This is a genomic window from Variovorax sp. GW458-11-26-14-LB1, assembly GCF_059423965.1.
Genome location: NZ_JBWKYW010000015.1, coordinates 99112 through 125614, shown reverse-complemented (window position 1 = coordinate 125614; position 26503 = coordinate 99112). Strand labels below are relative to the sequence as shown.

16 protein-coding genes are annotated in these 26503 nt (G+C 71.6%); 8 read left to right on the top strand and 8 right to left on the bottom strand.

The window, feature by feature from the left end; translation table 11 throughout:
- Positions 1 to 23: 23 nt before the first annotated feature.
- Both AC07YS_RS12930 and AC07YS_RS12925 read right to left on the bottom strand, forming a co-directional pair.
- Complete coding sequence (locus tag AC07YS_RS12930) at positions 24 to 206, bottom strand: hypothetical protein (protein WP_159276280.1); 183 nt, start codon at positions 204 to 206, stop codon at positions 24 to 26.
- Entirely contained in the window at positions 203 to 406 is a 204-nt protein-coding gene (locus AC07YS_RS12925; protein WP_495267742.1) for a hypothetical protein, read from the bottom strand. Before AC07YS_RS12925 ends, AC07YS_RS12930 begins: the two co-directional genes overlap by 4 nt.
- A gap of 596 nt (positions 407 to 1002) precedes the next feature.
- On the opposite strand from AC07YS_RS12925, the gene AC07YS_RS12920 reads away from it, so the two are divergent.
- Genes AC07YS_RS12920 through AC07YS_RS12905 form a run of 4 tightly spaced genes read left to right on the top strand, consistent with a single transcriptional unit; the run spans position 1003 to position 5864 of the window.
- Positions 1003 to 1707, top strand: a complete 705-nt coding sequence (locus AC07YS_RS12920; RefSeq protein WP_139702577.1) for a DUF3348 domain-containing protein — start codon at positions 1003 to 1005, stop codon at positions 1705 to 1707.
- 24 nt (positions 1708 to 1731) lie between these two features.
- Positions 1732 to 4551 carry a DUF802 domain-containing protein gene (locus tag AC07YS_RS12915; RefSeq protein WP_495267741.1) on the top strand — a complete coding sequence of 940 codons (2820 nt, stop codon included), beginning with the start codon at positions 1732 to 1734 and terminating at the stop codon, positions 4549 to 4551.
- 1 nt (position 4552) lies between these two features.
- Complete coding sequence (locus AC07YS_RS12910) at positions 4553 to 5215, top strand: OmpA family protein (protein WP_495267740.1); 663 nt, start codon at positions 4553 to 4555, stop codon at positions 5213 to 5215.
- Entirely contained in the window at positions 5208 to 5864 is a 657-nt protein-coding gene (locus tag AC07YS_RS12905) for a DUF2894 domain-containing protein (protein WP_495267739.1), read from the top strand. The genes AC07YS_RS12910 and AC07YS_RS12905 overlap by 8 nt, the downstream gene beginning before the upstream one ends.
- A gap of 4 nt (positions 5865 to 5868) precedes the next feature.
- On the opposite strand, the gene AC07YS_RS12900 is transcribed toward AC07YS_RS12905, so the two are convergent.
- The 6 genes from AC07YS_RS12900 to alkB form a co-directional block, all read right to left on the bottom strand.
- On the bottom strand, positions 5869 to 6264 hold the full coding sequence (locus AC07YS_RS12900; protein ID WP_307585192.1) for a VOC family protein: 396 nt from the start codon (positions 6262 to 6264) through the stop codon (positions 5869 to 5871).
- A gap of 42 nt (positions 6265 to 6306) precedes the next feature.
- Positions 6307 to 6684, bottom strand: a complete 378-nt coding sequence (locus AC07YS_RS12895; RefSeq protein WP_070061148.1) for a YkvA family protein — start codon at positions 6682 to 6684, stop codon at positions 6307 to 6309.
- Positions 6685 to 6697: 13 nt separating this feature from the next.
- The gene (locus AC07YS_RS12890; RefSeq protein WP_495267738.1) at positions 6698 to 7033 is read right to left on the bottom strand and encodes a YnfA family protein; all 336 of its coding nucleotides are present in this window, start codon (positions 7031 to 7033) and stop codon (positions 6698 to 6700) included.
- Positions 7034 to 7063: 30 nt separating this feature from the next.
- Positions 7064 to 8746, bottom strand: a complete 1683-nt coding sequence (locus AC07YS_RS12885; RefSeq protein WP_495267737.1) for an alpha/beta fold hydrolase — start codon at positions 8744 to 8746, stop codon at positions 7064 to 7066.
- A 165-nt stretch (positions 8747 to 8911) separates the two neighbouring features.
- Positions 8912 to 10747: an ABC transporter ATP-binding protein gene (locus AC07YS_RS12880; RefSeq protein WP_495267736.1), complete on the bottom strand. Its 1836-nt coding sequence runs from the start codon at positions 10745 to 10747 to the stop codon at positions 8912 to 8914.
- 7 nt (positions 10748 to 10754) lie between these two features.
- On the bottom strand, positions 10755 to 11411 hold the full coding sequence (gene alkB, locus AC07YS_RS12875) for a DNA oxidative demethylase AlkB (RefSeq protein WP_495267735.1): 657 nt from the start codon (positions 11409 to 11411) through the stop codon (positions 10755 to 10757).
- A gap of 192 nt (positions 11412 to 11603) precedes the next feature.
- Here alkB and AC07YS_RS12870 point away from each other — a divergent pair, with 192 nt between their 5' ends.
- The 4 genes from AC07YS_RS12870 (at position 11604) to AC07YS_RS12855 (ending at position 26500) form a co-directional block, all read left to right on the top strand.
- A complete protein-coding gene (locus AC07YS_RS12870) occupies positions 11604 to 12272 on the top strand; it encodes an STN domain-containing protein (protein WP_495267734.1) in 669 nt (222 codons plus the stop codon).
- Positions 12273 to 12279: 7 nt separating this feature from the next.
- The gene (locus tag AC07YS_RS12865) at positions 12280 to 12834 is read left to right on the top strand and encodes an RNA polymerase sigma factor (protein ID WP_070061142.1); all 555 of its coding nucleotides are present in this window, start codon (positions 12280 to 12282) and stop codon (positions 12832 to 12834) included.
- Complete coding sequence (locus tag AC07YS_RS12860) at positions 12834 to 13850, top strand: FecR family protein (RefSeq protein ID WP_495267733.1); 1017 nt, start codon at positions 12834 to 12836, stop codon at positions 13848 to 13850. Before AC07YS_RS12865 ends, AC07YS_RS12860 begins: the two co-directional genes overlap by 1 nt.
- A gap of 140 nt (positions 13851 to 13990) precedes the next feature.
- Positions 13991 to 26500 (top strand): filamentous hemagglutinin family protein, encoded by a 12510-nt coding sequence (locus AC07YS_RS12855; protein WP_495267732.1) that lies wholly within the window; start codon positions 13991 to 13993, stop codon positions 26498 to 26500.
- Positions 26501 to 26503 lie beyond the last annotated feature (3 nt).

The following is a 26503-nucleotide window of genomic DNA, read 5'->3' as shown; positions in this document are numbered from 1 at the left end:
GGGTGTTGTTGTCATGGGCGTTGTCACTCCGACATCAAGAGGGAAGCCAGGGCCAGGAGGCCGCTGCCGGCCAGGCTCAGCCCGCTGGCAGTCCACAGGGCTTTTACGTCGCGCGGTTCGCAGCCTTCGCGGCGCGCATGCCATGCAGCGTAGGCCAGGGCCACCGCCATGGTCAGCGCGGGCCAGTGCAGATCAAGACCGTTCATCGCGCGGCTCCCGATGCGGTGGGCGCGCGCGGGCATTCGGCGCGGTAGGACAGCCGGGGCGCGCCCGTGCGCACGTGCAGGCGCACGGCGCCGAGCGTCAGCCGGAAGGCGTCCGGCACGGTGGCGCGAGCGCGAGGAAGGCGGAAACGGGAGAAGAAGCGTTGCGCGGCGAGGCGCCAGGAAGGGGGCAGTGCGGCCATGTCGAAACTTCGCGAGAAGTCAGGAAAGGGCCGTCCCTTGCAAGGTGAAGGTGCAAGACCGAGGTCGTCCTCGGCCCGGTCCGCGCAGGGCGCGCGAACGAAAAAATGATAGCAGGGAAATCGGAACCGACGCCCTCAGCCCCCGCGTGCGCGCACCTGAGCCGCATGCAGGAGGCGGGCGCTGTCCACCTTCTGCTTGGACAGGAGCCGCATCCTGTTGCAGTTCGAACAGCGGTACAGGCGCAGCCAGGGCAACAGGCGCATCCACCCTCTGCGCGGCTGGCGGTCCATGTCCTGAAGATGGCAGGGGCAGGCGGAAACCGAATGAGTCGACGACATTTGTCAGAGTGACCATGCTGTCCAGATCCCACCCTGACCAAGCTCTGCGGCTCTTCGGCTACTGGGAATTGAAAGTATTCATTCTTACGACAAATGTAAACAAGCACACTCACCTGATTTAGGTATTCGCGCCCCGATTTCCTCGGTTTCGGTCACACCCCGTTTCACTTCTCCCGCGCTTCCTGTGCACCAGTTCACAGAGGGAAAGCCGCCAGTTGACCGGTGTAAACTGCCCGGTTTTCTCCCTCTCTCGCGGTATGGTGCAAGTGTCACGGCGCACAGGCTTCACCGGCTCGGCGCTCACTCGCTTGCTCGCTCAATTGAGCGACATCGACGTTCCCGAATCCAGGCAAGCCCTCGCGGATCGTTTGAGTCAGTGGTTCAGTTGGACCGACGCCATCTCCTTGTCTGCAGCTTTGGATTCCGATCTGGGCGTCGCCGTGTCCGGCGCCCGGGCGTCCGAGGGCGCCGAGGAGGCGCAGGAGTGCGCGCGCCTGAAGGCCGCGCTGGCCAAGGGCAATGCCGACGGCGGCGTGGCCTCGGTGCTGCCGGGCGCGAACGACGACTTTCCGCCGTACCGCCGTCGCTACTTCGCACGGCAGCAGGCCATGGAAACGGCCATCGAACCGCTGCGCGCGCGCCTGCGGGCCCGTCTCGCGACCCGCTCGCCCGAGCTGGCCCGGCTGGCCGCGGTGGACGCCATCCTGGAACAGGTGGTGGGCGCCCGCGAACGCAGCCTGCTCGCGAGCGTGCCCACGCTGCTGGAGAAACATTTCAAGCGTTTGCGTGAGGCCCATCAGGCCGCGCAGGACGCCACCCCCGACAACCCCCAGCCGCCAGCGACCGCCGCCGCCGGCTGGCTGGACGTGTTCGGCCGCGACATGCAAAGCGTGTTGCGGGCCGAGCTGGACATTCGCATGCAACCGGTCGAAGGCCTGCTCGAAGCCCTTCGCGATCGCTAGCCCCATAAGAGACAACAAGCTTCCATGAACAGATTTTTCCATTACGCCGTCTTCCTCGTGGGCCTGGCCGTCGTGTGCTGGGTCGGTGCCAGCTATGTCGGCCACAACCCGCTGGCCCTGGTGATCACGGCGCTGATCGGCGCGTTCTACCTGATGGGCGCGCTGGAGTTGCACCGCTTCCACCAGGCCACCGGCACGCTCTCGCATGCGGTGAACGACCTGTCGGCGCCGCCGACGAGCCTCGCCGACTGGCTCGCCGGCCTGCATCCCTCGCTGCGCAACGCGGTGCGCCTGCGCATCGAAGGCGAGCGCGTCGGCCTGCCGGGCCCGGCGCTCACGCCCTACCTCGCGGGCCTGCTGGTGCTGCTGGGCATGCTGGGCACCTTCCTGGGCATGGTGGTCACGCTCAACGGCACGGGGCTGGCGCTCGAAAGCGCGACCGACGTGCAGGCCATCCGCAACTCGCTGTCGGCACCCGTGCGCGGCCTGGGCCTGGCCTTCGGCACCTCGGTGGCGGGCGTGGCCGCATCGGCCATGCTGGGCTTGGCCTCGGCGCTGTGCCGGCGCGAACGCCTGCTGGCCGGGCAGTTGCTCGACACGCTCATCGCCACGTCGCTGCGCGGCCATTCGCTGGCGCACCGCCGCGAAGAGTCGTTCAAGCTGATGCAGCAACAGGCTCACGCGATGCCCGCGCTGGTCGACCAGCTGCAGGCCATGGTGGCCGCGATGGACCGTCAGAGCCAGTCGATCAACGAACGCCTCGTCGCCAGCCAGGACACCTTCCACCAGAAGACCGAAGCCGCCTACACGGGGCTCGCCGCCTCGGTCGACCGCTCGCTCAAGGACAGCCTGGCCGACAGCGCGCGCATCGCCGGTGAAACCATCCAGCCCGTGGCAAAGGTGATGCCCGAACTGGTCGGCCAGCTGCAGACCATGATGGCCGCGATGGAGCGCCAGACCCAGGCGCAGAACGACCGCCTCGTCGCCAGCCAGGACAGCTTCCACCAGAAGGCCGAAGCCGCCTACACGGGGCTCGCCGCTTCGGTCGATCGTTCGTTGAAGGACAGCCTGGCCGACAGCGCCCGCATCGCCGGCGAGACCATCCAGCCGGTGGCGAAGGTGATGCCCGAACTAGTCGGCCAGCTGCAGACGATGATGGCCGCGCTGGAACGCCAGGGCCAGGCGCAGAACGAGCGCCTCGTCGCCAGCCAGGACAGCTTTCACCAGAAGGCCGAAGCCGCCTACAGCGGCCTGGCCGCCTCGGTCGATCGCTCGCTGAAGGACAGCCTCACCGACACCGCCCGCATCGCCGGCGCGACGATCCAACCCGTGGTCGAGGCGGCCATGCTCGGCATCGCGCGCGAAGCGGCGTCGCTGCAGGGCGGCATGGCGCAGGCCGTCGAACGGCAGCTCGAAGGCCTCACGGGCCGCTTCGAGGCCTCGACCGCCGGCGTGGCCGACACCTGGAAGGCCGCGCTGGCCGAGCACGAGCGCGCGAGCGGGGCGTTGTCGAGCGACCTGCGCGGCACGCTCGAACGCTTTGCCGAAACCTTCGAGCAGCGCTCGGCCGCGCTGGTCGATGGCGTGTCGGCCCGCCTCGAAAGCACCGTGGGCAGCGTGTCCGACACCTGGGGCAGCGCGCTCGCGCAGCACCAGCGCGTCAGCGAAAAACTGTCGGGCGATTCGCACCAGGCGCTCGCCGCCGCCGCCGCCACCTTCGAACAGCATTCGGTCGCGCTGCTGCGCACCGTCGGCGAGGCCCACACCAGCCTGCAGACCGAATTGGCGGCGCGCGATGCGCAGCGCCTGTCGGCCTGGAGCCAGTCGCTCGAAGCCATGGCCGCGTCGCTGCAGAAGGAATGGCAGCAGGCCGGCGCGCACACGCTCAGCCAGCAACAGCAACTGAGCGACACGCTGGCGCAGGCCGCGCGCGATGTGTCGGCGCAGGCCGAGGCGCATGCGAAGCAGACCGTCGCCGAAGTCGCGCAGCTGCTGCAGGCCGCGTCGGACGCACCCCGCGCCGCCGCTTCGCTGCTCGACACCGTGCGCGAGGCGCACGCCAACCTGCAGACCGAACTCGCCACGCGCGACGCGCAGCGCCTCGCGGCCTGGAGCGGCTCGCTCGAGACCATGGCCGCCTCGCTGCAGAAGGAATGGCAGCAGGCCGGCGCGCACAGCCTGAGCCAGCAGCAGCAGATGAGCGAGACGCTGGCGCAGACCGTGCGCGACATGTCGGCGCAGGCCGAAGCCAACGCGAAGCAGACCGTGGCCGAAGTCGCGCAGCTGCTGCAGGTGGCCGCCGAAGCACCGAAGGCCGCGGCCGACGTGATCGCCGAGCTGCGCCAGAAGCTGTCCGACGGCATGGCGCGCGACAACGACATGCTCGAAGAGCGCAGCCGCATCCTCGGCACGCTCGAAACCCTGCTGGGCGCGGTGAACCATGCCTCGACCGAACAGCGCAGCGCCATCGACGCGCTCGTCACGGCCTCGGCCGACATGATGGAACGCGTGGGCAGCCGCTTCACAGAGAAGGTTGAGAGCGAGACCGAGAAGATGGCCGGCATCGCCGCGCAGATCACCGGCGGCGCGGTCGAGGTGGCGAGCCTGGGCGAGGCCTTCGGCTTTGCCGTGCAGCGCTTCGGCGAATCGAACGACAAGCTGGTGGCGCACCTGCAGCGCATCGAAGGTGCGCTGGGCAAGTCGCTCGCGCGCAGCGACGAACAGCTGGCCTACTACGTGGCGCAGGCGCGCGAGGTGATCGACCTGAGCATCATGTCGCAAAAGCAGATCGTCGAAGACCTGCAGCAGTTCGCCAGCCGCCAGACCGCAGGCAGCGAGGCCTGAAATGGTGCGCGACGAGATCGACCTCGACGCCGGCCTGGAGCCGACCGTCCCCGTGTGGGCGGTGTTCGGCGACCTGATGGCGGGCATGCTGGGTGCGTTCGTGCTGATCCTGGTGTGCGTGCTCGGCATGCAGCTGGACCTGGCGAGCCGCCTCGAAACCGAGGTGCAGCAGCGCCGCGCCGAATCGCAGCGCCGCGAAGCGCTCGAGCAGGCGCTGGCCGGCCCGCTCGCCGCGGGCCGCGTGACGCTCAACAACGGCCGCATCGGCATCAGCGGCAGCGTGCTGTTCGCCTTCAACTCCGCCGACCTGCAACCCGGTGGCCGCCAACTGCTGAAAAGCCTGGCGGGCCCGCTGGGCGCCTACCTGAAGGCGCGCGACGAGATCCTGATGGTGAGCGGCTTCACCGACGACCGGCAGATGCGCGACGGCGCGCGCCTGTTCGCCGACAACTGGGAGCTGTCGGCCCAGCGCGCGCTCACCGTGACGCGCGCGCTGATCGAAGAGGGCGTGCCCTCGTCGTCGGTGTTCGCCGCCGCCTTCGGCGCCGAGCAGGCCGTGGCCTCGAACAGCGACGCCGAAGGCCGCGCGAAGAACCGGCGCGTGGAGATGGCGCCGACGCCCCGGCCCAAGAACGCCCCCGACGCTGCGAAGCCCCATGAGTAACGACGCCGCACCGGACGATCAGGTCGACCCCGTCGCAGCGCTCGACGCCTGGCGCGCGCGTGGCGACGACCGCTTCGACCCGGTGCGCTTCCGCTTCATCGAGGCGATGGCGCAGCGCGCGGCGGCGCACGAGGGCGAGGCGCGGCGCCTGCTCGATGCGCGGCTGGCCAGCCTCATGGCGACCTACCGTGCCGATCTGGAGAAGGTCGCGCCCGAAGCCGAAGCGCCGGCCGAGGCACCGTTGCACACCGCGCTCGCCGAGCTGATGAACCACATCGCCCAGCTCGCGCCGCTGCCGCCCCCGCCCGACGCGGAGGCGACTGACGGTGACGCCGTGCCCAGCCTCTCGACCGCGCCTGAGCTCAAGACGCTGAGCTACTTCCGCGGCACCTGGTCCAGGCTCGCCGCCGACCAGCGCGTGACGCAGTCGCTCGCCAAGGTGCCGAAGAACGCCGGCCCGCTCAACACGCACCACCTGGTGCAGCGCGCGCTCACGCTGATGCGCGACCTGTCGCCGCAGTACCTGCAGCGCTTCATGGCGCACGTCGATGCGCTGCTGTGGATCGAGCAGGTGAACGCCGCCGCCGAGGCCGCGCGCGTGGCGCGCACCGAGAGCTCGCGCAAGAGTCCGCGCAGCCGCGCGAGCTAGAAGCTCATCCCGCCGCGTCGTGGCACACGACGCACAGCTTGTTGCCGTCCGGGTCGCGGAAGTACGCGCCGTAGTAGTCGGGGTGGTAGTGCGTGCGCAGCCCCGGCGGGCCTTCGCAGCTGCCGCCGTGCGCGAGCGCGATGCGGTGCACCGCATCGACCATCGCCCGCGTGCCGGCGGTGAACGCCGCCATCTGGCCGTTGCCTGCGTCGTGCGGCCGGCCGTCGTGGGGTTGGCAGATCACGAAGAAGGGCCGTGCGCGCCCCGCGCTGTGCCAGCCGGCCCAGGGCTTCTCCGGCTCGCAGAAGCGGCGCTCCAGGCCGAGGCCGTCCATCACCGCGTCGTAGAAGGCCAGCGCGCGGTCGAAATCGGAGACGCTGAAGAAGACATGGGAAAACACGTCGGCTCCTTGTGAAGAGGATGAACTTCCAGCGGATTGTCGTCAGCGTGGCCAGAGCCACCAGGCCAATCCGGCCGCAACCAGCACCCAGATGCCGATGACCAGCGCCATGCCGGCCTTGCTCGTCGGCTTGCTGCCCGTGCGCGCCATCCATTCCTCGGCCCGTACGCGGCTGCGCACGATGACCTCGGGCGGCAGCAGGCGCACCGCGAGCCAGATCAGCGCGGGCAGCAGCAGCACGTCGTCGAGGTAGCCGAGCACGGGAATGAAGTCGGGAATCAGGTCGATGGGGCTCAGCGCATAGGCCACCGTGAACCAGCACAGCGCCTTCGGTAGCCATGGCGTGGCCGGGTCGCGGCAGGCGAACCAGAGGGTGACGGCGTCGCGCTTGATGCGGCGCGCCCAGTCGCGCAGGTTCATCGCGGCCGTGCCCTCAAGCCGCGTTGCGCGGCCCGAACATGATGATGCCCATGCCGACGAAGCACACGGCCACGCCGACCCAGTCGCTGGCCGAGGGCGTCACCTTGTCCACGGCCCAGAGCCACAGGATGGCGACGCCGATGTAGACCCCGCCGTAGGCCGCATACACGCGGCCCGCGGCGGTCGGGTGCAGCGAGAGCAGCCACGCGAAGAGCGCCAGGCTCAGCGCGGCAGGCAGCAGCAGCCAGGCCGACTGGCCTTGCTTGAGCCACAGGTAGGGCAGGTAGCAGCCGACGATTTCCGCGAGCGCGGTCGCGATGAAGAGGCCGAGGGTCTTGAGCAGGTCCATGGCCGCCATTGTGGCGATGGCCTGTCGATCTCAGGGCTGTCGTCCGGGTCCGGTGCCCGGCCGCGACGAGGGCTCCCACACATCGGGCGTGGTGGCGACCAGCGACTTGAAGTCTTTCCACGGCCGCGCGCCCGGCACCGTGCGCCCGCCGACGATCACCACCTTCGCGTAGGCCACCATGCGCTCGCGCAGGTAGCGGCGCTCGGACTCGGGCCAGGTCTCGATGGCGTGCGGCCCGCGCGACAGCACGATCTCCTTCACGCCGCGGATGCGGTTGTAGGCGGCCACGGTGCCTTCGAGCGATTCGGCGCGGTCCCACAGGCCCTTGCCGAAGAAGGCGGCGGGCCAGCGGTCCATGCCTGCGAGCGTGGCGGAGTTCGGATAGAAAAGGATGTGGTGGTCCGCCGCCATGCCGCCCAAAAACAGGTTGCGGTCGGCCAAGTCGGGCGCGTCGGGCAGGTAGCCCGCACCGCTGGCGAACGATGACAGCAGGATCGCCCCGCGGATGTTGCGCCAGCCGCGCGCCGGCGTGCAGTTGGGCACGGGCATGTCGAAGCTGCAGGCGGCCACGTAGTTGCGCGTCAGGGCCCAGGCGGTCGACATGGAGCCGCGCGAGTAGCCGCCCAGCACCAGCGGAATCTCGCTGGCCTTCTGGCCCGCCATCAGCCGGCCGCGCGCGGCATTGCCTTCGAGCAATTGGCCTGTGGGCATGAGCACCCGCAGGCCCTGGCCGTGTTCGAGCTGGGCGAGCACGCGGAACACGTCCTCGCCTTGCTCGAGCGTGTTGGTGTCGCTCACGCCGCCCGACAGGCCTTCGCCGCGCCGGTCGTAGGCCAGCACGTCGAAGCCGGCCTGGTTCAGCGCATGCAGGTTCTCGCGCCACCAGCGCTGGCCCATGGCCTCGGTGGTGCCGTTGGGGAAGGACACCGGCACGGCCTTGCCGCTGGCACCCTCGATGCGGTAGGCCACCTCGTCCGGGTGCTGGAGGGCCGTGAGCTGCCCGCCGCCGCCCGCCGCCATGACGGCCAGGGCGCGCACCTTGCGGCCGCGCCCGTCGTCCACGCCCGCGCCTTCGAGGTACCAGCCGCGCAGCTTGATCGGGTCGGCGAGCTTCAGGTCGAGCCGCTCGAAGGTGTCGCGCGGCACGGTGAACTCGACGATGTGGGTGCGCGCGTCGGCCTCGGCAATGCCTTCGCGGTAGGGGGCCTTGGCGAAGAAGGCGGGGCGGCGGATCTGCCTGAGGTCGACGTTCGGGCTGTCGGCATCGATGCGCCCGGCCGGATCGACCGCGCCCGTCACGCGCGTGGCGCGCGCCTTGTTGGGCGGCAGCCAGCGCTGCATCTGCGCGTTCACGCGCTCGAAGCAGACCGGCTCGGCCTTGCAGGTGCGCCAGCGCGCCTTGAGCTGGTCGTCGGTGAATGCACCGACGTGGTAGTCGCCGCCTGCATAGTTGGTGGGCACGGGGTAGGCGCTCATGAGCACGGGCACGCACACGCGCGGACCGCCAGCGTTCACCGCGGTGCCGGCCTGCGGCAGCAGGTAGCCGCCCACCCGCGCGTTGCGGTCGGCGCCGACCCAGGCCGTGCAGTCGGTGGGCGGCGGCTTGCTGGCGGCGGCCTGGCGCTGTTCGGCGGTGGTGCCGGTGGTGCAGGCGGACAGGCCCAGCAGGGCACCGAGCAGGGCGAGCGGAAGGGTGGCGCGGGAAGAACGCATGGGGCGGGAAACGCTCGCGGAATGAAGAACCATGTGATTGGAACGCAGCCGAGGCGCAAAAAGGGACCGCGCAGGACCAAGCGTGAACAAATGGATGCCGATACTGTTGCAGAAGGCATGCCAGCGCGGCGGGTGTGAACGCCGCGTTCTGGCGCAGGAGGGTTCCTACTGCTTGTGACCGGACGCGGCCTCCCGAAGCATCGGCTGGCGCGCCATCACCTCGTCGCGCGGGCCGTGGTCGCGCACATGGCCGGCTTCCATGAGGATCACGGTGTCGAAGCGCTCGAGCAGGCTCAGCCGGTGCACCGAGGCGATCACGCAGGCCTGCGGAAACGCCGCCGCGATGCGCCCCAGCACGCGCGCCTCGGTGGCGGCGTCGAGCGCGCTGGTCGGCTCGTCGAGCAGCAGCAGCGAACTGCCTTCAGCGGCGAGCACGCCGCGCGCCAGGCACAGCCGCTGGCGCTGGCCGCCCGACAGGTTGAAACCGCGTTCCGAGATCGCGCTGTCGAGGTCGCCGTGCGTGGCCTTCAGCACCTCGTCGAAGGTGCTGGTGTGCAGCGCGGCGCGCAGACGCTCGTCGTCGCAGGGGCGACCGAAGGCCAGGTTCTCGCGCACGCTGGCCTCGAACAGCTCGGTCTCCTGCGGGATCAGCGTGGCGAGCTGGCGCAGCCGGGCCCAGTCGGTCCGCTCGCCGTCGAGCAAGAGCGTGCCGCCGTGCGGTGCATACAGGCCGGCCAGCACGCGCAGCAGCGTGCTCTTGCCGCCGCCGCTGGGGCCTACGAGCGCCACGCGCTGGCCCCGGCGCAGCGAGAGCGCCACATCGTGCAGGCCGCTGCGCGCGGGCGCGGCCGGATCATCGGCGACGGTGACGGTGACGGCGACGGCGCCGCGCGGGGCATAGCGCCATTGCAGCTGCGCGACCTGCAGCTGCGTCCATGGCGCCTGAGCGTCGATGCGTTCGTGCGCCGGCACTTCCTCGGGCGGGGCCTCGAGCGTGGGGCTCGTCGGGGCGTGCCAGATCGGTTCGGCGCTGCTGTAGTCGGTGTGCATGCGCGCAAAGAAACTGAAGTTGGCCGCCACCGAGGTGACCACGCCCGCCGCCTGCTGCGCGTACTGGTAAATCATGAACACCGCGCCCAGCATGACGGCCTGGCCCGGCGCGCGCGCCTGCCACACATAGATGACGACCAGGCCCCAGGTCAGCGCCAGCCCCATCAGGTCGACCGCGAACCACTTGCCCTCGTTGAGCACCACGGTGCGCTTCAGCGGCAGCGACACGGCCGCCATGCGACGGCGCAGCAACAGGCGCGACGCGCCCTGCAGCCGCAGGCCGATCACCGTCGAGGCATTGCCCAGGAAGTCGAGCAGCGCGGCCACGTAACGGCGGTCGGCGTCGTTCTCGGCGCGCGCGAGCTTCATGAGCGCGCGGTCGATGCGCACGATCACCACGCCTATCAGCACATAGCCCGCGAGCGCCGTCACGCCGCTGGTGCGCGACAGCAGCGCCAGCGCCACCAGCGGCCCGACGAAGTTGACGGCGTTGGTGAGCCAGATGAACTGGTTCTGCGCGAAGTCGGCGAGCGCGCGGCTGGCCTGGTGCACGCGGTGCTGCAGCTCGCCCGAGTGGTGGCTGTCGTGCCAGGCGAGCGGCGCGGCGGCGATGCGCGCATAGAGCTGGTCGGCCAGCGTCTCGCGCACCTTCAGGCCCACGTTGCGCTCGAGGATGCGGCCCGGCCCGTGCAGCGCCCAGGCGCCGACGTACACCCCCGCGAGCGTCGCGATCCAACGGCCGGCCGCGGGCAGGTCGCCGCGCTGCAGCGCGTTGATGGCCTGGCCGGCGAGGTAGGGCAGCGTGAGGCGGATGAGCTGCGAGCTCGCGAGCAATGCGGTGGCGGCCAGCAGCTGCGCACGCGCGCCGGCCGCGAAGTGCCACAGCGCGGCGTAGAGCGCACGGATCGCGCGGGCGGGGGATTCGGTGGTGGAGGTGGTCGAACTCGTCATGCGTGCATCACCCCGCCTTGCGGAAGGTGAGGTTGATGCGCTGCGCGCCGAGCCGTGCCTGCAACGGATGCGGGGCGTCCTTGAGCGGCAGCACGCCATGAAAGCGCAGCCGGTCCACGCCGCCCCACACCACCACGTCGCCGTGCACCAGCGGAATGCGCACGGTCTTGTCGCCGCGCGCGAGCCCGCCGAACTGGAACACCGCCGGCATGCCCAGCGACACCGACACGATCGGCGCGCCGTGGTCGCGCTCGTCACGGTCCTGGTGCAGCGAGAGCCGGCTGCCCGGCTGGTAGCGGTTGACCAGGCAGGCGTCGGGCGCAAAGCCGTCGAAGCCGGCCAGCGCCGCCGCGTCGCGCGCGAGCTGCGCAAAGGCCTCGGGCATGGCGGGCCAGGGCGCGCCGCTGTCGGGGTCGACCGCGCTGTAGCGGTAGCCGCGCCGGTCGCTGGTCCAGCCGAGCGCGCCGCAGTTGGTGAGCGCGACCGACATGGTGAAGCCGCCCGGCGTGACCAGGTGGCGGAACGGCGCGCGTGCCGCCACGTCGTCGATGGCGTCGAGCAGCGCCTCGGCGCGCGGCTGCGCAAAGCCCGGCAGCACGAAGGCGGCCGGGCCGATCGGCTCGCGCGCGGCGCGCGGCGGGGCGTCGAAGAGGTCGAACGTCATGGGGGCATTGTCGCCAGCGACAGGGGCGCTTCGGACCGTGGCCGGTGGCTGCGATGCATTCAAGCTGTCACAAAGCGTCACTAGCATTCCGAGCACCAAAGCAGTACGCGGCACCGGCCCGGCGCCTGCGATTCCTCCTTCGTCACAGGACCCGGCATGTCTCGCGTTGCTCGGTCACGGTGGGTGTGTGTCTTGACCCTGATCCTCGGAATTCTGTCCCTCGCGGCCGTGTCGCATGCCGGCGAACCTGCGCCTTTGCCCGATGCGGCGGGGCGCATCGCCTTCGACCTGCCGGCCCAGCCGCTGGCCACCGCCGTGCAGGTCTACGCGCAGGCGACGGGGCAGTCCGTGTTCTTCGACGGGCAGCTCACCGCCGGCCTCGAATCCGCCGCGTTGCACGGCCTGTTCACCCCGCGCGAGGCGCTGCAGCGCCTGCTCGCCGGCACGCGGCTGGCCGCGCGCCACACCGACGCGCGCACCTTCACGCTGGTCGAGGCCGAGGCAGCGCCGCCCGCGGTTGCGACGGCACCGGCCGCGCCCGCCGTCCCCGCCATGTCCCCGCGCGACGCGCGCGTGGTGCAGCAGGCGCTGGAACGCACGCTGTGCCGCTGGCCACATGCGCGCCCGGGCACCTACCGCGCGCTCGTGCAGCTGTGGGTCGGGCCCGGCGGCCATGTGCGGCGCACGCGGCTGCTCAGTTCCACCGGTTTGGCGCAGCGCGACGCCGCGCTCGAAGCCGCGATGAACACGCTGGTGCTCGAGCGCCCGCCCGAAGGCGAGGCCGACCAGCCGCTCACGGTGCTGCTGCTGCCGCGCACCGGCGACCGCCCCGACGTCTGCGACGCAGCGGTTTCTCCCTGAGCACGCCGTGGAACAGGACACCCCCGGCTTCCTGCGCAGCCTGCTGACCAGCCGCTACATCGACTTCCGCAACCGCCTGCGCCGCCGCCTGGGTTCGGAAGAGCAGGCCGACGACGTGCTGCACGAGACCTGGCTGCGCGTGCAGCGCATGAGCGACCCCGGCCCGGTGCAAAGCCCCATGGCCTACCTGCTGCGCATCGCGTCGAACGTGGCGGAAGACCGGCGCATCTCCCACGGGCGGCTGCTCGACTTCGTCGAGGTCGAGGAGCTGCTGCATTTTTCGGACGACAGCCACGACCCGGCCCGCGTCTCGGAAGCGCGCAGCGAGGTGCAGGCGCTGGAGCGCGCCCTCGAGGAGCTGCCGCGCCGCCGCCGCGACATCTTCATCGCCTCGCGCGTGGACGAGACGCCGCATGCCGACCTGGCGCGGCGCTACGGCGTGTCGGTGCGCATCGTCGAGCGCGAAGTGAAGGCCGCGCTGGTGCATTGCGCCGGCCGTTTGGGCCGCGACGTGATTCAAAGGTTCGGTCCCGGTGCCGGAAAACAGTCTGAGAAGACATGATGGCCGCACCCCCTCCAATCGATCGCGAACGCGCCGCGCTGGAAACGCAGGCGCACGACTGGCTCGTGCGCCTGACCTCCGGCCGCGCCACCACCGGCGACGCGCAGGATTTCCGCCGTTGGTGTGCCCGCAGCCCGCAGCATGCGCAGGCGATGGCCGAGGCGACGCGGCTGTGGGACCTGACCCGGCCCGCCGCCGAGGCGGTGGCGCGGCGCATGCCCGCGATGGACACACCGCCGCGCGCGGCCACGGCCATCGCCATGTCGCGCCCGCCGATGTTCGGCCGCCGGCAGTTCCTCGGTGCCGCACTCGCAGCCGGTGCCGCCGCCTTCGTCGTGGTGCGCCCGCCGGCCGGCCTGTGGCCCGCGCTGTCCGACATGACGGCCGACTACCGCACCGGCACCGGCGAGCAGCGCCGCGTGGTGCTGGCCGATGCGGCTGCGGTGGTCGAGATGAACACGCAGACCAGCCTCAACCTCGCGCGCGGCGCCGAGGGTGAGCCGCCCGTGCTCGACATGCTCGGCGGCGAGGCGCAGGTGCAGCTCGACGCGGCGCGCCGCGTGCCCTTCACCATGACGGTGGGCGGCGCGCGCCTCGTGGCCGCGTCGGCCAGCCACTTCAACGTGCGCGCCACCGGCGGCGAGGTGTGCGTGACCTGCTTCGCGGGCTCGGTCGAGCTGCGCGACGGCGAGCGCGTGCTGGTGGCGGGCCAGGCGCAGCAGATCCGCTACGGCGGCCGGCGCGAGGCCGAGGTGGCGCGCGCGCCCGACCTCGCGGCGGTGGCTGCCTGGCGCGAGCGCGTGCTGGTGTTCGACGACACGCCGCTCGCGGCCGTGGTCGACGAGATCAACCGCTACCGACCGGGCTGCCTCATCGTCACGCGCGCCGAACTCGGCCGCCGCAAGGTGCAGGCGCGGCTGCGGCTGGACGAGCTGTCGCGTGTCGAAACGCTGATCGCCGTGAGCTACGGCGCGAAGCTCACGTCGCTGCCCGCCGGCATCGTGCTGCTCGGGTAGCCGCGCTGTGTGACGCGGCTGTGAAAAAAGCGGCGCGTCGTCTTCGTTCGCAAATTCTCCCGAACTTTTGCAGCGCGCGTGTCGGTCGCATCCGGTGAGCCCGGTCTCTTCTCCAGAACGGTTTTTCTCTGGGGTATGACATGAGCAACAAGACATTCCGCCGCGCGCCGGTCGCGCACGCCGCCGCCCTCGCGCTGGCCATGGCGGGCCTGGCGGGCAATGCACAGGCGCAGCGCGCCTTCAGCGCCGCGTGGATGGCGCAGAAGAACGTGACGCAGGGCACGGCCGCCGCGACGGGCTACCTGCCCAACGGCACGCCGGCCTCGATGCTGACGAACCCGCTGGCGCAGCAGCAGAAAGCGAACGAGCAGCTGCGCCAGTCGCTCGGCAACCTGGGCCTCGCGGCGCAGGCGATTGCCGCGCAGCAGGCCGCACAGGCCGCCGCGCGTGCCGCCGCACTGAACGAGCCCTCGGTGCCCGACGGCCTGGCCGACGGCGGCCTGAAGGTCGACACCAATTCGCTCAGCGCCGGCTGGCTCAACGCCCGCGCGCTGAACCGCGATTCGCAGAAGCAGGTCGACGGCCGCACCGTCGTCACCGTGGAGCAGACCGGCGACAAGGCCATCCTGAACTGGGAGACCTTCAACGTCGGGCGCAACACCACGGTCGATTTCAAGCAGCAGGCCGACTGGGCCGTGCTCAACCGCGTGAACGATCCGAAGGCGCGGCCTTCGCAGATCCAGGGCCAGATCAAGGCCGACGGCACGGTGCTCATCGCCAACCGCAACGGCATCGTGTTCAGCGGCACCAGCCAGACCGACACGCGCAACCTGGTGGCCGCGGCCGCCCACATCAGCGACGACCAGTTCAAGGCGCGCGGCATCTACTCGAACGACACCGCGCCGAGCTTCACCACGGCGAAGGAAGACCAGGGCAAGGTCGAGGTGCAGGCCGGCGCGCGCCTGACGACCAAGGAGCCCGCCTCCGTCACGCAGGGCGGCGGCTACGTGCTGCTGCTGGGCAAGGACGTGGCCAATGCCGGCGAGATCGCCGCGCGCAAGGGCCAGGCACAACTCGCCGCGGGCGACAGCTTCGTGATCCGCAAGGGCATGGGCACCGAGGCCAATGCCTTCTCGACCACGCGCGGCAACGAGATCGCACCGCAGTTCGCGGCCGACAGCACGGCGGGCACGGTGCGCAACACCGGCCTCATCGTGGCGCGCGAAGGCGACATCACGCTGGCGGGTCGCGACGTGCGCCAGGACGGCGTGGCGCTGGCCACCTCCACCGTCGCCGTGCGCGGCACGGTGCACCTGCTGAACTCGGCCGCCGACACGCGCGGCAATGTCGCTGTCGGCAAGGGCGCGGTCACGGCCGTGCTGATCGAGGACGACGGCAAGGCCAGCGCGCTCGACAGCCAGCGCGATGCGCTCCTCAAGGAATCGGCCGCGCAGGACGCCGCGCGCGCGCTCGTGCCGCCTGGGCTCTTCGACAACCTCTCGCGGCTGTCGGACCGGCGCGATCAGTCGCGCATCGAGATCGTCTCGGGCGGCGACATCCGTTTCGAGGGCGAGTCGCTCACGCTGGCCACCGGCGGGCAGATCGCGGCCAGCGCCACGCGCCGCAGCTTCGTGGCCGACAAGGCGCGCCTCGATGTGTCGGGCGCGGTGGGCGTGAACGTGACGATGGAATCGAACAACGTCAAGGTCAACGTGCAGGGCAACGAGATGCGCGACGCCCCGCGCAACCGCGAGAGCGGCAAGCTCTTCAACAACGACGTGTGGATCGACCGGCGCAAGCTCGTGCGCGTGGCGCCCGGCGTGGGCGGCTACGAGGGCGAGCGCTGGTACGCGGCGGGCGGCCTGCTGGAGGTCGGCGGCTACCTGGGCAACCAGGGCCACGGCATCGGCGAATGGGCCGCGCAGGGCGGCACGGTGGTGCTGGGCGGCAGCGAGGTGGTCACGCAGGCGGGCTCGACGGTCAACCTGTCGGGTGGTTCGCTCAACGTGCAGACCGGCAAGATCTACCAGACCTGGCTCAAGGGCAGCGACGGGCGGCTGTACAACCTGAACAGCGCGCCGTCGGACCTGCTGTACGACGGCGTCTACAAGGGCTTCGAGGCCGAGCACGTGCGCTGGGGCAAGGCGAACACCGACTATTTCTACAACCCGCTGATCGGGCCGCAGCGCAAGCTGGAGAACGGCTACACCGTCGGGCGCGACGCCGGCCGGCTGGTCGTGAGCGCGCCCACGGCGGTGCTCGAAGGCGACATCGTGGCCGAGGTGTTCAACGGCGCGCAGCAGACGCGCGCCCGCGATGCCGCGCTGGACGACGGCTACCGCCAGTCGCAGAGCGCGGTGGCGCGCGGCGGCGTGCTGGCGGTGGGGCGCTACGGCGCGCTCGGTCGCATCGACCTGTTCGACACCGACGTGCGCTTCGGCGACGTGGCACCGGTCACGCAGCAGATGGCCGCGGCCGACGCACTGGCCGACGAGCGCATCGGCACGCTGTGGCTCGACGCGGCGCACCTGAATGCGCAGCACCTGTCGGTGCTGGACATCGGCACGCGCGGCAGCATCAACGTCGAGAAGGCGCTCACGCTGGCCGACGGCGGGCGCATGGCCCTGCTCGGCGCGTTCATCGACATCGGCGCCGACGTCACGGTGCGCGGCGGCGCGCTGGAGGCCGGCAATGTCTTCACGTCGCCGGTGGCGGGCGCCCAGCCGCGCGTGCTGGCGAAGGATGCCGATTCGTCGCTCACCGTGCGCGACGGCGTCACGCTCGACCTGCGCGGACGCCGCGTCGACATCGGCACGGCACCTGAAGACTCGGCCACGCTCGCGGTCATCGACGGCGGCACGGTGCGCCTCGAATCGACGCACGGCGTGACGGTCGGGCAGGGCAGCCTGATCGACGTGTCGTCGGGCGCGGCGCTGCTGGCCAAGGGCAAGCCAAAGGGCGGCAAGGGCGGCAACGTGACGCTGGTGGCCGACTCGGCCGCGTCGCCCACCGATGCGAAGGGGCGCCTGTCGCTCGGCGGCGAGATCCGCGGCCATGGCGTGACCGGCGGCGGCACGCTGAAGATCGAAACGGGCCACGCGCTGCTCATCGGCCCCGACCCGGCGCTGTCGGACGCGACGCAGCTCGTGCTCGACGCGTCGCGCCTGCAATCGGGCTTTTCCACCTACGATTTCAACGGCCACGCGGGCCTCACGGTCGCGCCGGGCGCGCAGCTCGACGTGCTCATGCCGGTCTATCGCATCGCCCCCGGGGCCGGTGCCGACCATGAAGCCGGCATCGCATTGCAACTGTGGACGCCGCCGCTGCTGCAGCAGGACACCGTGAACCGCCAGGCCGTGCAGCGCCAGGGCGCCGACCTCGTGCTGCGTTCGCAGCGCCGCATCACCGAAGGCGGCAACGTCGCCATCGGCGCGGGGGCGGTGGTGACGGTCGATCCGGGCCGCTCGATCCAGCTGCTCGGCGGCGGCCTGAGCAGCTTCGTGGTCGATGGCCGGCTCAACGCCTGGGGCGGGCGCATCGCCATCGACATCGAGGCGCCGGCCTTCAACTCGCCGCTGAGCACTTCGCTGCAGCCGCACAACCGCTCGGTGTGGATCGGCGAGGGCGCGGTGCTCGACGTGGCGGCGCGCGCGCAGACCGGCATCGACGACGACGGCCGCCGCTACGGCACGGTGCGCAACGGCGGCACCATCTCCATCGGCGGCGCGCTCGACTGGGAAGCCAAGGGCGCGGCCAACGCACCCGACCTCGCGATCGTCATCCGCCCCGGCGCGCTGCTCGATGCCTCGGGCAGCCATGCGCGCATCGACGTGCCGGCCGTGGGCGGCCTGTGGCGCGAACTCGACGTGGCCAGCGACGGCGGCAGCATCGTGCTCAAGTCGGCGCACAGCCTGTACCTGGACGGCACGCTGCGCGCCCACGCGGGCGGCGCGAATGCGGCGGGCGGCACGCTCGCGGTGGCGCTCGAAGCGCCGGTGTTCTCGAAGATCTACACCGTCGACGACGCGGTGCGGCAGGCGCGCGAGCTGGTGATCTCGCAGGCGCAGCAGCCCAGCGGATTGCCGGCCACCCTCAAGCCGGGCCATGCCGATGCGGCGCTGGCCTACGGCAAGGGGCGCCTGAGCGCGGACCAGGTGCGCGACGGCGGCTTCGGCAACCTCTCGCTGCTGGTCAACGGCCTGCTGAGCTTCGACGGCCACGTCGACCTCACGACCGCGCAGAGCCTGCGCCTGTACGCCGGCAGCTTCGCGCTGGCCGACAGCGCGGCCACCGATTCGAGCGTGCGGCTTGCCTCGTCCTACCTGCGGCTGGCCGGCGTGACCGGTGCGCCCAAGCAGGACAACGAGGTGATCTACACCACCACCTGGCGCCACGGCGCATCGACCCGCGCGAGCGAGGCCACCTTCACGGCCGAGGCCGACCTGATCGACATCCGCGACCGCGTGGGCTTCGGCGCGCACGGCGAGATCGCCATGAAGACCGGCCCCGCGCAGGTGGTGGACCGCCGCGGCTTCGACACCGTGAGCATGACCAGCCGCGGCGACCTACGCCTGCTGGGCGGCACGCCCACGCTCGGCCTGCTCGGCGCGACCACGACCGAGCTGGCGACGCTGGGCGACCTCACGCTCACCGCCGCGCAGATCTACCCCGCCACCGGCGCCAACGCGCAGATCCGCGCGGGCTACGACGAGGGCCGCGTGCTGGACATCCGCCGCCAGGTCGAGGGCGACGTGGCGATGCCGCAGTCGGCATTCGGCACGCTCGCGCTCGGCGGCGGCACGGTGCGCCAGGGCGGCATCGTGCGCGCGCCGCTGGGCAACCTCATCGTGGGGCAGGACGGGCGCAGCACCTTCGAGGCGCGCGCCACCGTGGTCGACCTGCTGCCGGGCAGCATCACCTCGGTCAGCGGCGCCGGCCTGCTCATGCCCTACGGCGGCACGACCGACGGCATCGGCTACAGCGTGGCGGGCACGCCCATCGACAAGCGCGCCATCGGCAGCAGCGGCATCCTGCTCACGGGCGACAGCGTGGTCGGGCACCAGGGTGCGCTGCTCGACCTGTCGGGCGGCGGCGAGCTCACGGGCGCGGGCTTCGTGAGCGGTCGCGGCGGCTCGGTGGACGTGCTGCGCACGCCGCTGGCCAATGCCAATCCGGCCAACACCTTCAGCAAGGCGGGCAACGGCGTGTATGCCATCGTGCCGGGCTTCCAGGGCGGCTACGCGCCGGTGTCGCCCGACATGGGCGCCGGCGAGCCGGCCATCGGCCGGCAGGTCACGCTCGATCACGACGTGGGCGGGCTCAAGGCCGGTACCTACACGCTGCTGCCTTCGACCTACGCGCTGCTGCCCGGTGCCTTCCGCGTGGAAGTGGGGGCGCAAAGCGCGCTGCCCGCGACGCCGCTGCCGGCTGGCTACGGCTCGTACGTGGCGAGCGGCTACCTCGGCGTGGCGAACACGGCGGTGAAGTCGTCGCTGGCCAGCCAGCTGGTCGTCACGCCGGCGGCGCTGGTGAAGCAGTACGCCAGCTACAACGAGATGGGCTACGACGCCTTCGTGGTGGCCGACGCGGCACGCCGCGGCGGCGTGCGCGGCGAGATCGCGGCCGACGCCCGCAACCTGCTGCTGGACTACTTCTATTCCAAGCCGAAGGACGGCGTGTCGATGCTGCAGTTCGACGGCACGGCGCTGTTCAATCCGGCGGCCGGCAGCGCGGGCTTCGGCGGCACGTTGTCGGCGAAGGGCATCGCCATCGAGGCGACGGCGCCGGGCGCGCAGCGCACGGCCGGGTTCACGGGCGCGTCGCTGCAGGCCGACCAGCTCAACGCCTTCGGCGCGCCACGGATGATCCTGGGTGGCCAGATCGATCTGCCGTATGCCGACAACTACGCGACCTTCAAGTCGAACACCGGCCATGTCGTCGTGCGCAGCGGCGCGACCTTGCGCGGCGCCGAAATCTTCCTCGTGGCCGGCGGCTACGGCGACGGCATCCAGGTGGAGCAGGGCGCGTCGCTGAACACGCTGGGCGCCGGTGCGCCGGCCTACGATTCCACCGACGGCGTGGTGTTCTCGGCGGGCTTGGGCGGGGTGCTGGGCCTGTCGAACGGCTGGATCAACCTGCTGCCGCCCGTCGCCGGGGGGATACCCGCCACGGTCCAGATCGGCGCGTGCCCCAGCGGCGCCTGCACCGGCCACACCACGCTGTACGGCGAGGGCACGCTGGCCGTGGCTACCAACCGCTCGTTCACGATGGCCGACAACGTGCGCTATGGCGCGAAGAACCTGCTGCTGGCGGTGTCCGCGGTCAACCTGGGCAGCGACGCGGCGCTGCAGCAGGCGGCGGCCAACGGCCAGCTGCCGTCGGGCCTGTCGATGAACCAGGTCATCCTGGCGAACCTGCTGGCCGGCAACAAGGGCGAAGGCGTGCCCGCGGTCGAGACGCTGGTGCTGAACGCGCGCGAGTCGGTGAACATCTACGGCGCGGTGTCGCTGGACACGCTCGACCCCGCCACCGGCGTGTCGTCGATCGAACGGCTGGTGCTGGGCACGCCCGCCATCTACGGCTACGGCGGCGCGGGCGACACCGCGAAGATCACGACCGGCGAATTCATCTGGACCGGCCTCACGCCGCGCCCGCCCGGCAACGACGAGATCTTTCCCGGTGGGAACGCACCGGGCGGCGCCATCGGCAGCCTGCTGGGCCACGGCACGCTCGACGTGTCGGCCGCGCGCATCGTGCTGGGCCACGCGCCCAACACGCAACCCGACGCGGGCTACTCGGCGGACCGGCTCGCGCTGGGCTTCGGCACGGTCAACCTGAACGCGAGCGAGCGCATCACCGCCAACGGCAAGGGCACGCTGGGCGTGTACCACCAGCAGGGCGAGTTCGTGACGGGCAAGGGCTACGACCACACGGGCGGCCAGTTGAACCTGCGCACCCCGCTGCTCACCGGCGAGGCCGGCTCGAACAACCGCATCACGGCGGGCGGCGACATCGTGGTGAGCGCTCCGGCGGGCACGCAGCCGGCCGGCGATGCGGCGCTGGGCGCGCAGCTGGCGCTCACCGGCCGCAACATCACCATCGACGGCACGGTGGGCCTGCCCTCGGGCAAGCTGCAGCTCACGGCCAGCGGCGACGTGACGCTGGGTGCCAATTCGCGCATCGACCTCGCGGGTCGCGCCGTGAAGTTCTTCGAGCAGACGCGCTACAGCCGCGGCGGCGACCTGGAGGTGACGAGCTCGGCCGGCAACATCGCGCAGGCGGCGGGTTCGGTGATCGACCTGTCGGCCACGCACAACCGCGGCGGCACGCTGCAGGCGACGGCGCTGGGCGCCGGCGCGGGGCGCATCGACCTGGGCGGGCGCATCCTCGGCACCACGAGCGGCACGTACGACACGGGCGGCACGGTGGTGCCCTACGACGCGGCCGAGATCAGCGTGCGCGGCCAGACCGTGGCCGACTTCGCGGGCCTGAACACGCGCCTGAACGAAGGCGGCGTGACCGGCGCGCGGCGCTTCCAGATCAAGCAGGGCGACCTCGCCATCGGCGACGAAGTGAAGGCGCGCGTGGTCGAGGTCACGCTCGACGGCGGCAGCCTCACGGTGAACGGCCGTATCGACGCCAGCGGCTTCCAGGTGGGCGCGATCCGCCTCGCCGCCAAGGGCGACCTCACGGTGAACGGCACGCTCGACGCGCACGCCACCGGCCTGCGCGTGGACAGCTACGGCAAGATCATCGACAGCCCGAACCGGGCCATCGTCGACCTCACGAGCACGCACGGCACGCTGACCCTGGGCGGCGGCGCGGCCGTCGACCTGCGCGCCGGCACGGCCGTGGGCGCGGCGCAAGGCAACGACGGCGCATCGCGCGGCACGCTCGCGCTGAACGCGCCGCGACGCGGCGACAACGACGTGGCGGTGAACGTCGCCGGCACGCCCACCATCCAGGGCGCGAAGAGCATCGCGGTCAACGCCTTCCGCACCTACAGCGACGCACCGCTGGCGAGCGCGCCCGACGTCACGGGCCACGTGCCGCAGCTCATCACGCAGAAGTACCTCGACGAGATCGACGGCCACAGCAGCGCCTTCATCGACAAGGCGCTGGCCAACACCTCGCTCTCGGCGCGCCTGGCAGGCCTGGGCAGCTACCACCTGCGCCCCGGCGTGGAGATCGTCAGCAGCACCGGCGAGGGCGACCTCAGCGTGGTCGGCGACATCGACCTCTCGGGCTACCGCTACGGCCCGGGCGCGAACCGCACCGACCCGGCGCGGCGCGGCTTCGGCGAGCCCGGCGTGCTGGTGATCCGCGCGGGCGGCAACCTCAACGTGTACGGCAGCATCAACGACGGCTTCGCGCCGCCGCCGGCCACGCCCGACGACAAGGGCTGGTACCTCACCGAGCAGCGCACGAAGTTCGGCACGCCGTTCACGCCCGACGGCGGCGACATCGTCGTGCCGATCGACGGCGTGGTGCTCGACAAGGGCACCGTGTTCCCGAAGGACGCGCTGCTCAACTACGACGTGCCCGCCGAAGCCATGGCGCTGCCGGCCGGCACGGTGCTGCCGGTGACCGTGACGCTGGGCGCGGCCTACACGCTGCCCGCCGGCACGGTGCTGCGCGCCAACGTCTACAACGCCGACGGCAGCGTGCGCCTGAAGGCCGGCACGGTGCTGGGCGAGGCCGTGGTGCTGGACAGCGGCATGAAGCTGGGCGCTGGCACCGCGCTGCGCGCCGAGGCCAGCGTGCAGGCGATGGTGTGGCCCAAGGGCGTGCGCCTGCCGGTCGCGATGAAGGCCGACGGCACCATCGCGCTGGCGCGCGGCGCGGTGATTCCGTCGCTGACCGATGTGCAGCTGCCGAACGACGCGGCCGTCAACCTGCGGCCCGAAGTCGACGGCGTGCAGGGCCGCAACTGGGCCGTGGCGCCGATGCTGGGGCAGGGCGCGACGAGCTGGAGCCTGCAGCTCACGGCCGGCGCCGACCTGGATTCGGCCGACCGCCGCGCGGTCGACCCGGCCAAGCACGGCGCGCTCATCCTGGCCGACAGCCACGCGATGTACAACGTCAAGCTCACGCCGGGCGGCAGCGGCTTCCTGTGGGGTCCGAACGGGCCCATGTGGGGCCACGACGAGGGAACGCCGATGGACCCGCTGGATTTCGAGGCGGGCTACTGCGACTGGGGTGGTGAGGGCACCTGCGTGGTCGACCCGGCGCGCCTTTCCTACTTCTGGGGCCCCAACGGCGACGACTGGGACCCGAGCTTCGTCGAGGGCACGCCGGTGCTGCCCGAATACGTCACCATCTGCGAGTGGGGGCCGGGCATCTGCACGACGGTCATCAACCCCGTCAAGGACGTCACCAAGTACACGCCGCTGTCGCCGATGTTCAGCGTGCTGCGCACCGGCACCGGCGACCTGGGCCTGGCGGCGGCCGGCAACTTCATCATGGAGTCGCCGTTCGGCGTCTACACGGCCGGCACGCGCTCGGCGCCGCTGCTCGACGCCAACGGCCTCGACCCCTTCAACCTCGCACGCGGCAAGGCCGTCGGCGGCTCGGTGATCGGCCCGCAGACGGCGGACTACAGCGCCGCGCTCGCGGCCTACCAGGCCTGGTACCCCGAGCAGGGCGGCAACCTCGACATCACGGTGGGCGGCAACGTCGTCGGCGACGTCTGGGGTCATTTCGGGGGCGAGCGCGGACAGGCGCCGAGCGCCGCGGTGGGCAGCTGGCTGTGGCGCCAGGGCTCGGGCACGGCCCTGGCCGGCAGCGACCGCATCGCGACGTCGTGGTGGATCAACTTCGGCACCTACGCACTGCCGGCCGGTGCGCAGGTCAGCACCGACAGCAGCCCCGAGCCCTTCCTGGTGGGCTTCACCGGCATGGGCACGCTGGGCGGCGGCAACCTCACGCTGCGCGCGGGCGGCGACGCGGGCCTCACCACGCGACTGGGCAACGGCCAGGTCTGGCAGCGCAGCGAGGCCATCGTGGCGGCGGTCGGCAGCACGGGCCGCGTCGACGCGAACGGGCAACTGACGCTCACCGGCGGCGGCGACCTGCAGCTGCGCATCGGCGGCGTGGTCAATCCGAACCTGGCCGCGGCGCAGTACGGCAGCTCTGGCACCAATACGCAGTACCAGGACCTCAACGGCGCCCTGGTCAACCTGCGCGGCGCGGCCACCGTGTCGGCCTCCGCCATCGGCGGCGTCGAGGTGCGCTACCGCAAGTACGCGTTCTCGCTGCCGGGCCAGGAGGGCGATGTGAAGGACACGCGCCCCATCGACCCCTTCACCCCGACCATCGGCGTCGGCAATGCCGGCATCGTGCTCGTGCCGGGCGATTCGGCGATGTACCTGGACACGCCGGGCGACCTGGTGCTCACCAGCGTGGCCGACGCGGGCCGCGCGCGCGTGCCGAACAGCTCGGCATTCAAGTTCGGCGGCACCGAGTACGGCATCGGTCAGGGCTGGTTCACGCTGTGGACCGATCGCACCGCGATCAACCTGTTCAGCGCGGGCGGCAACCTCACGCCCGGCACCGACTTGGCGAACCGGGAGGCCGCCGGCCGGTACCTGGGCAGCATCAACATGAGCGACAACGTCACGGTCTATCCGTCGATCCTGCGCGCGACGGCGGCCTCGGGCAGCCTGTACTACGGCTTCTCGGCCACGCCGGCCAAGGAGGCGCCCGGCCGTGCGCTGGTGCTCGCGCCGTCGCCCTCGGGCGCGCTCGAGTTCCTAGCGGGCAATTCGCTGTTCGGCGGCGGCTATCCGGTGGGGATGTCGGGCGCGGTCACGCCGCTGCCCACGCCCTGGGCACCCGCCTTCGTGGGCTACAACTCGCGCCAGCAGCCGGTGGTCTACAACACCAGCCCGGAGGGCTCGATGGTCGGATCGCCCGGCGTGCCGAACTACGGGGTGGTCGACAACCACCCGCTGTTCGCTTTCGGGCCGGACACGCTGGGCCCCCGCGCGCTGCACGCAGCCGATGCGCCGCCCTCGCTGTTCTACGCCGTGCGCGGCGACATCCTGGGCCTGGCCAGCGGCACGGCGCGCAAGGTGCAGGCCAGCGGCGAACCCGCGCCCGAGACCTGGTACCGCTCGGCCGCGCCGGCACGCGTCCGCGCCGGGCGCGACATCGTCGGCACCGAGGCGCTGATCGTGAACAACGACCCGCGCGACGTGTCGCTGGTGCAGGCCGGGCGCGACATCCTGTACGCGAACCTGCAGGTGGCGGGCCCCGGCACGCTGGAGGTGTCGGCCGGCCGCCACATCACGCAGGACGACCGCGCCAGCGTGGTGAGTCGCGGCGCACTGGCCGAGGGCGACACGCGCCCCGGCGCGAGCATCGCGATGATGGCCGGCATGGGCCCGATGGGCGTGGGCGGGCCGGACTTCTCGGCCATCGCCGACCGCTACCTCGACCCCGCGAAGCGCGCCGAGTCGGGCCCCGGCCAGTCGCTGGCGAGCCAGCCGGGCCGCGTGGTGAAGACCTACGACGCCGAGCTGGCCGCATGGCTCAAGGAGCGCTACGGCTTCGTGGTCACCAGCGCCGACGCGAAGGACCCGGGCAGCGCGCTCGCGTACTTCAAGGCGCTGGCGCCCGAGCAGCAGCGCGTGTTCCTGCGCGGCGTGTACTTCGCCGAACTGCGTGCCGGGGGCCGCGAGTACAACGACGTGGACGGCCCGCGCTACGGCAGCTACCTGCGCGGGCGCGGCATGATCGCCACGCTGTTCCCCGACCTCGACGCGGCGGGCCAGGAGATCGTGCGCACCGGCGACATCATCCTGTACGGCCCCTCGGGCGTGCACACCGACTTCGGCGGCGACATCCAGATGATGGCGCCGGGCGGGCAGATCGTGGTGGGCGTGCAGGGCGCGGTGCCGCCGGGCAGCGCGGGCGTGATCACGCAGGGCATGGGCCACATCCAGCTGTTCAGCGAAGGCAGCCTGCTGCTGGGCCTGTCGCGCGTGATGACCACCTTCGGCGGCGACGTGCTGGCCTGGTCGGAGCAGGGCGACATCAACGCGGGCCGGGGCTCGAAGACCACGCTGGTCTACACGCCGCCCAAGCGCGTGTACGACAACATCGGCAACGTGAAACTGTCGTCGCAGGTGCCCAGCTCGGGCGCCGGCCTGGCCACGCTGGCGCCCATCGCCGAAGTGCCTGCGGGCGACATGGACCTGATCGCGCCGCTGGGCACCATCGACGCGGGCGAGGCGGGCATCCGCGTGTCGGGCAACGTGAACCTCGCGGCCCTGCAGGTGGTGAACGCGGCCAACATCCAGGTCAAGGGCGAGTCGGCCGGCCTGCCGGTGGTGGCTTCGGTGAATGTGGGCGCGCTCACCAACGCCAGCGCGGCGGCCTCGCAGGCCGTGGGCGCGGCGCAGGAGGCGATGCAGCGCGAACGCGCGGCGGCGCGCCAGGCGCTGCCGTCGGTGTTCACGGTGCGCGTGCTGGGCTTCGGCAACGAGGCCGCCGACGGCGCTGCCGCGCCGGCCGATGCGGGCCGCGCCGCTGCGCGCCCGGTGGGCTACGACGCGCACAGCCCGGTGCAGGTGCTGGGGCGCGGGCCGCTGGGCGATGCGCAGAAGACCAAGCTCACGGCGCAGGAGCGGCGTCTGCTGGGGCAGTGAGAG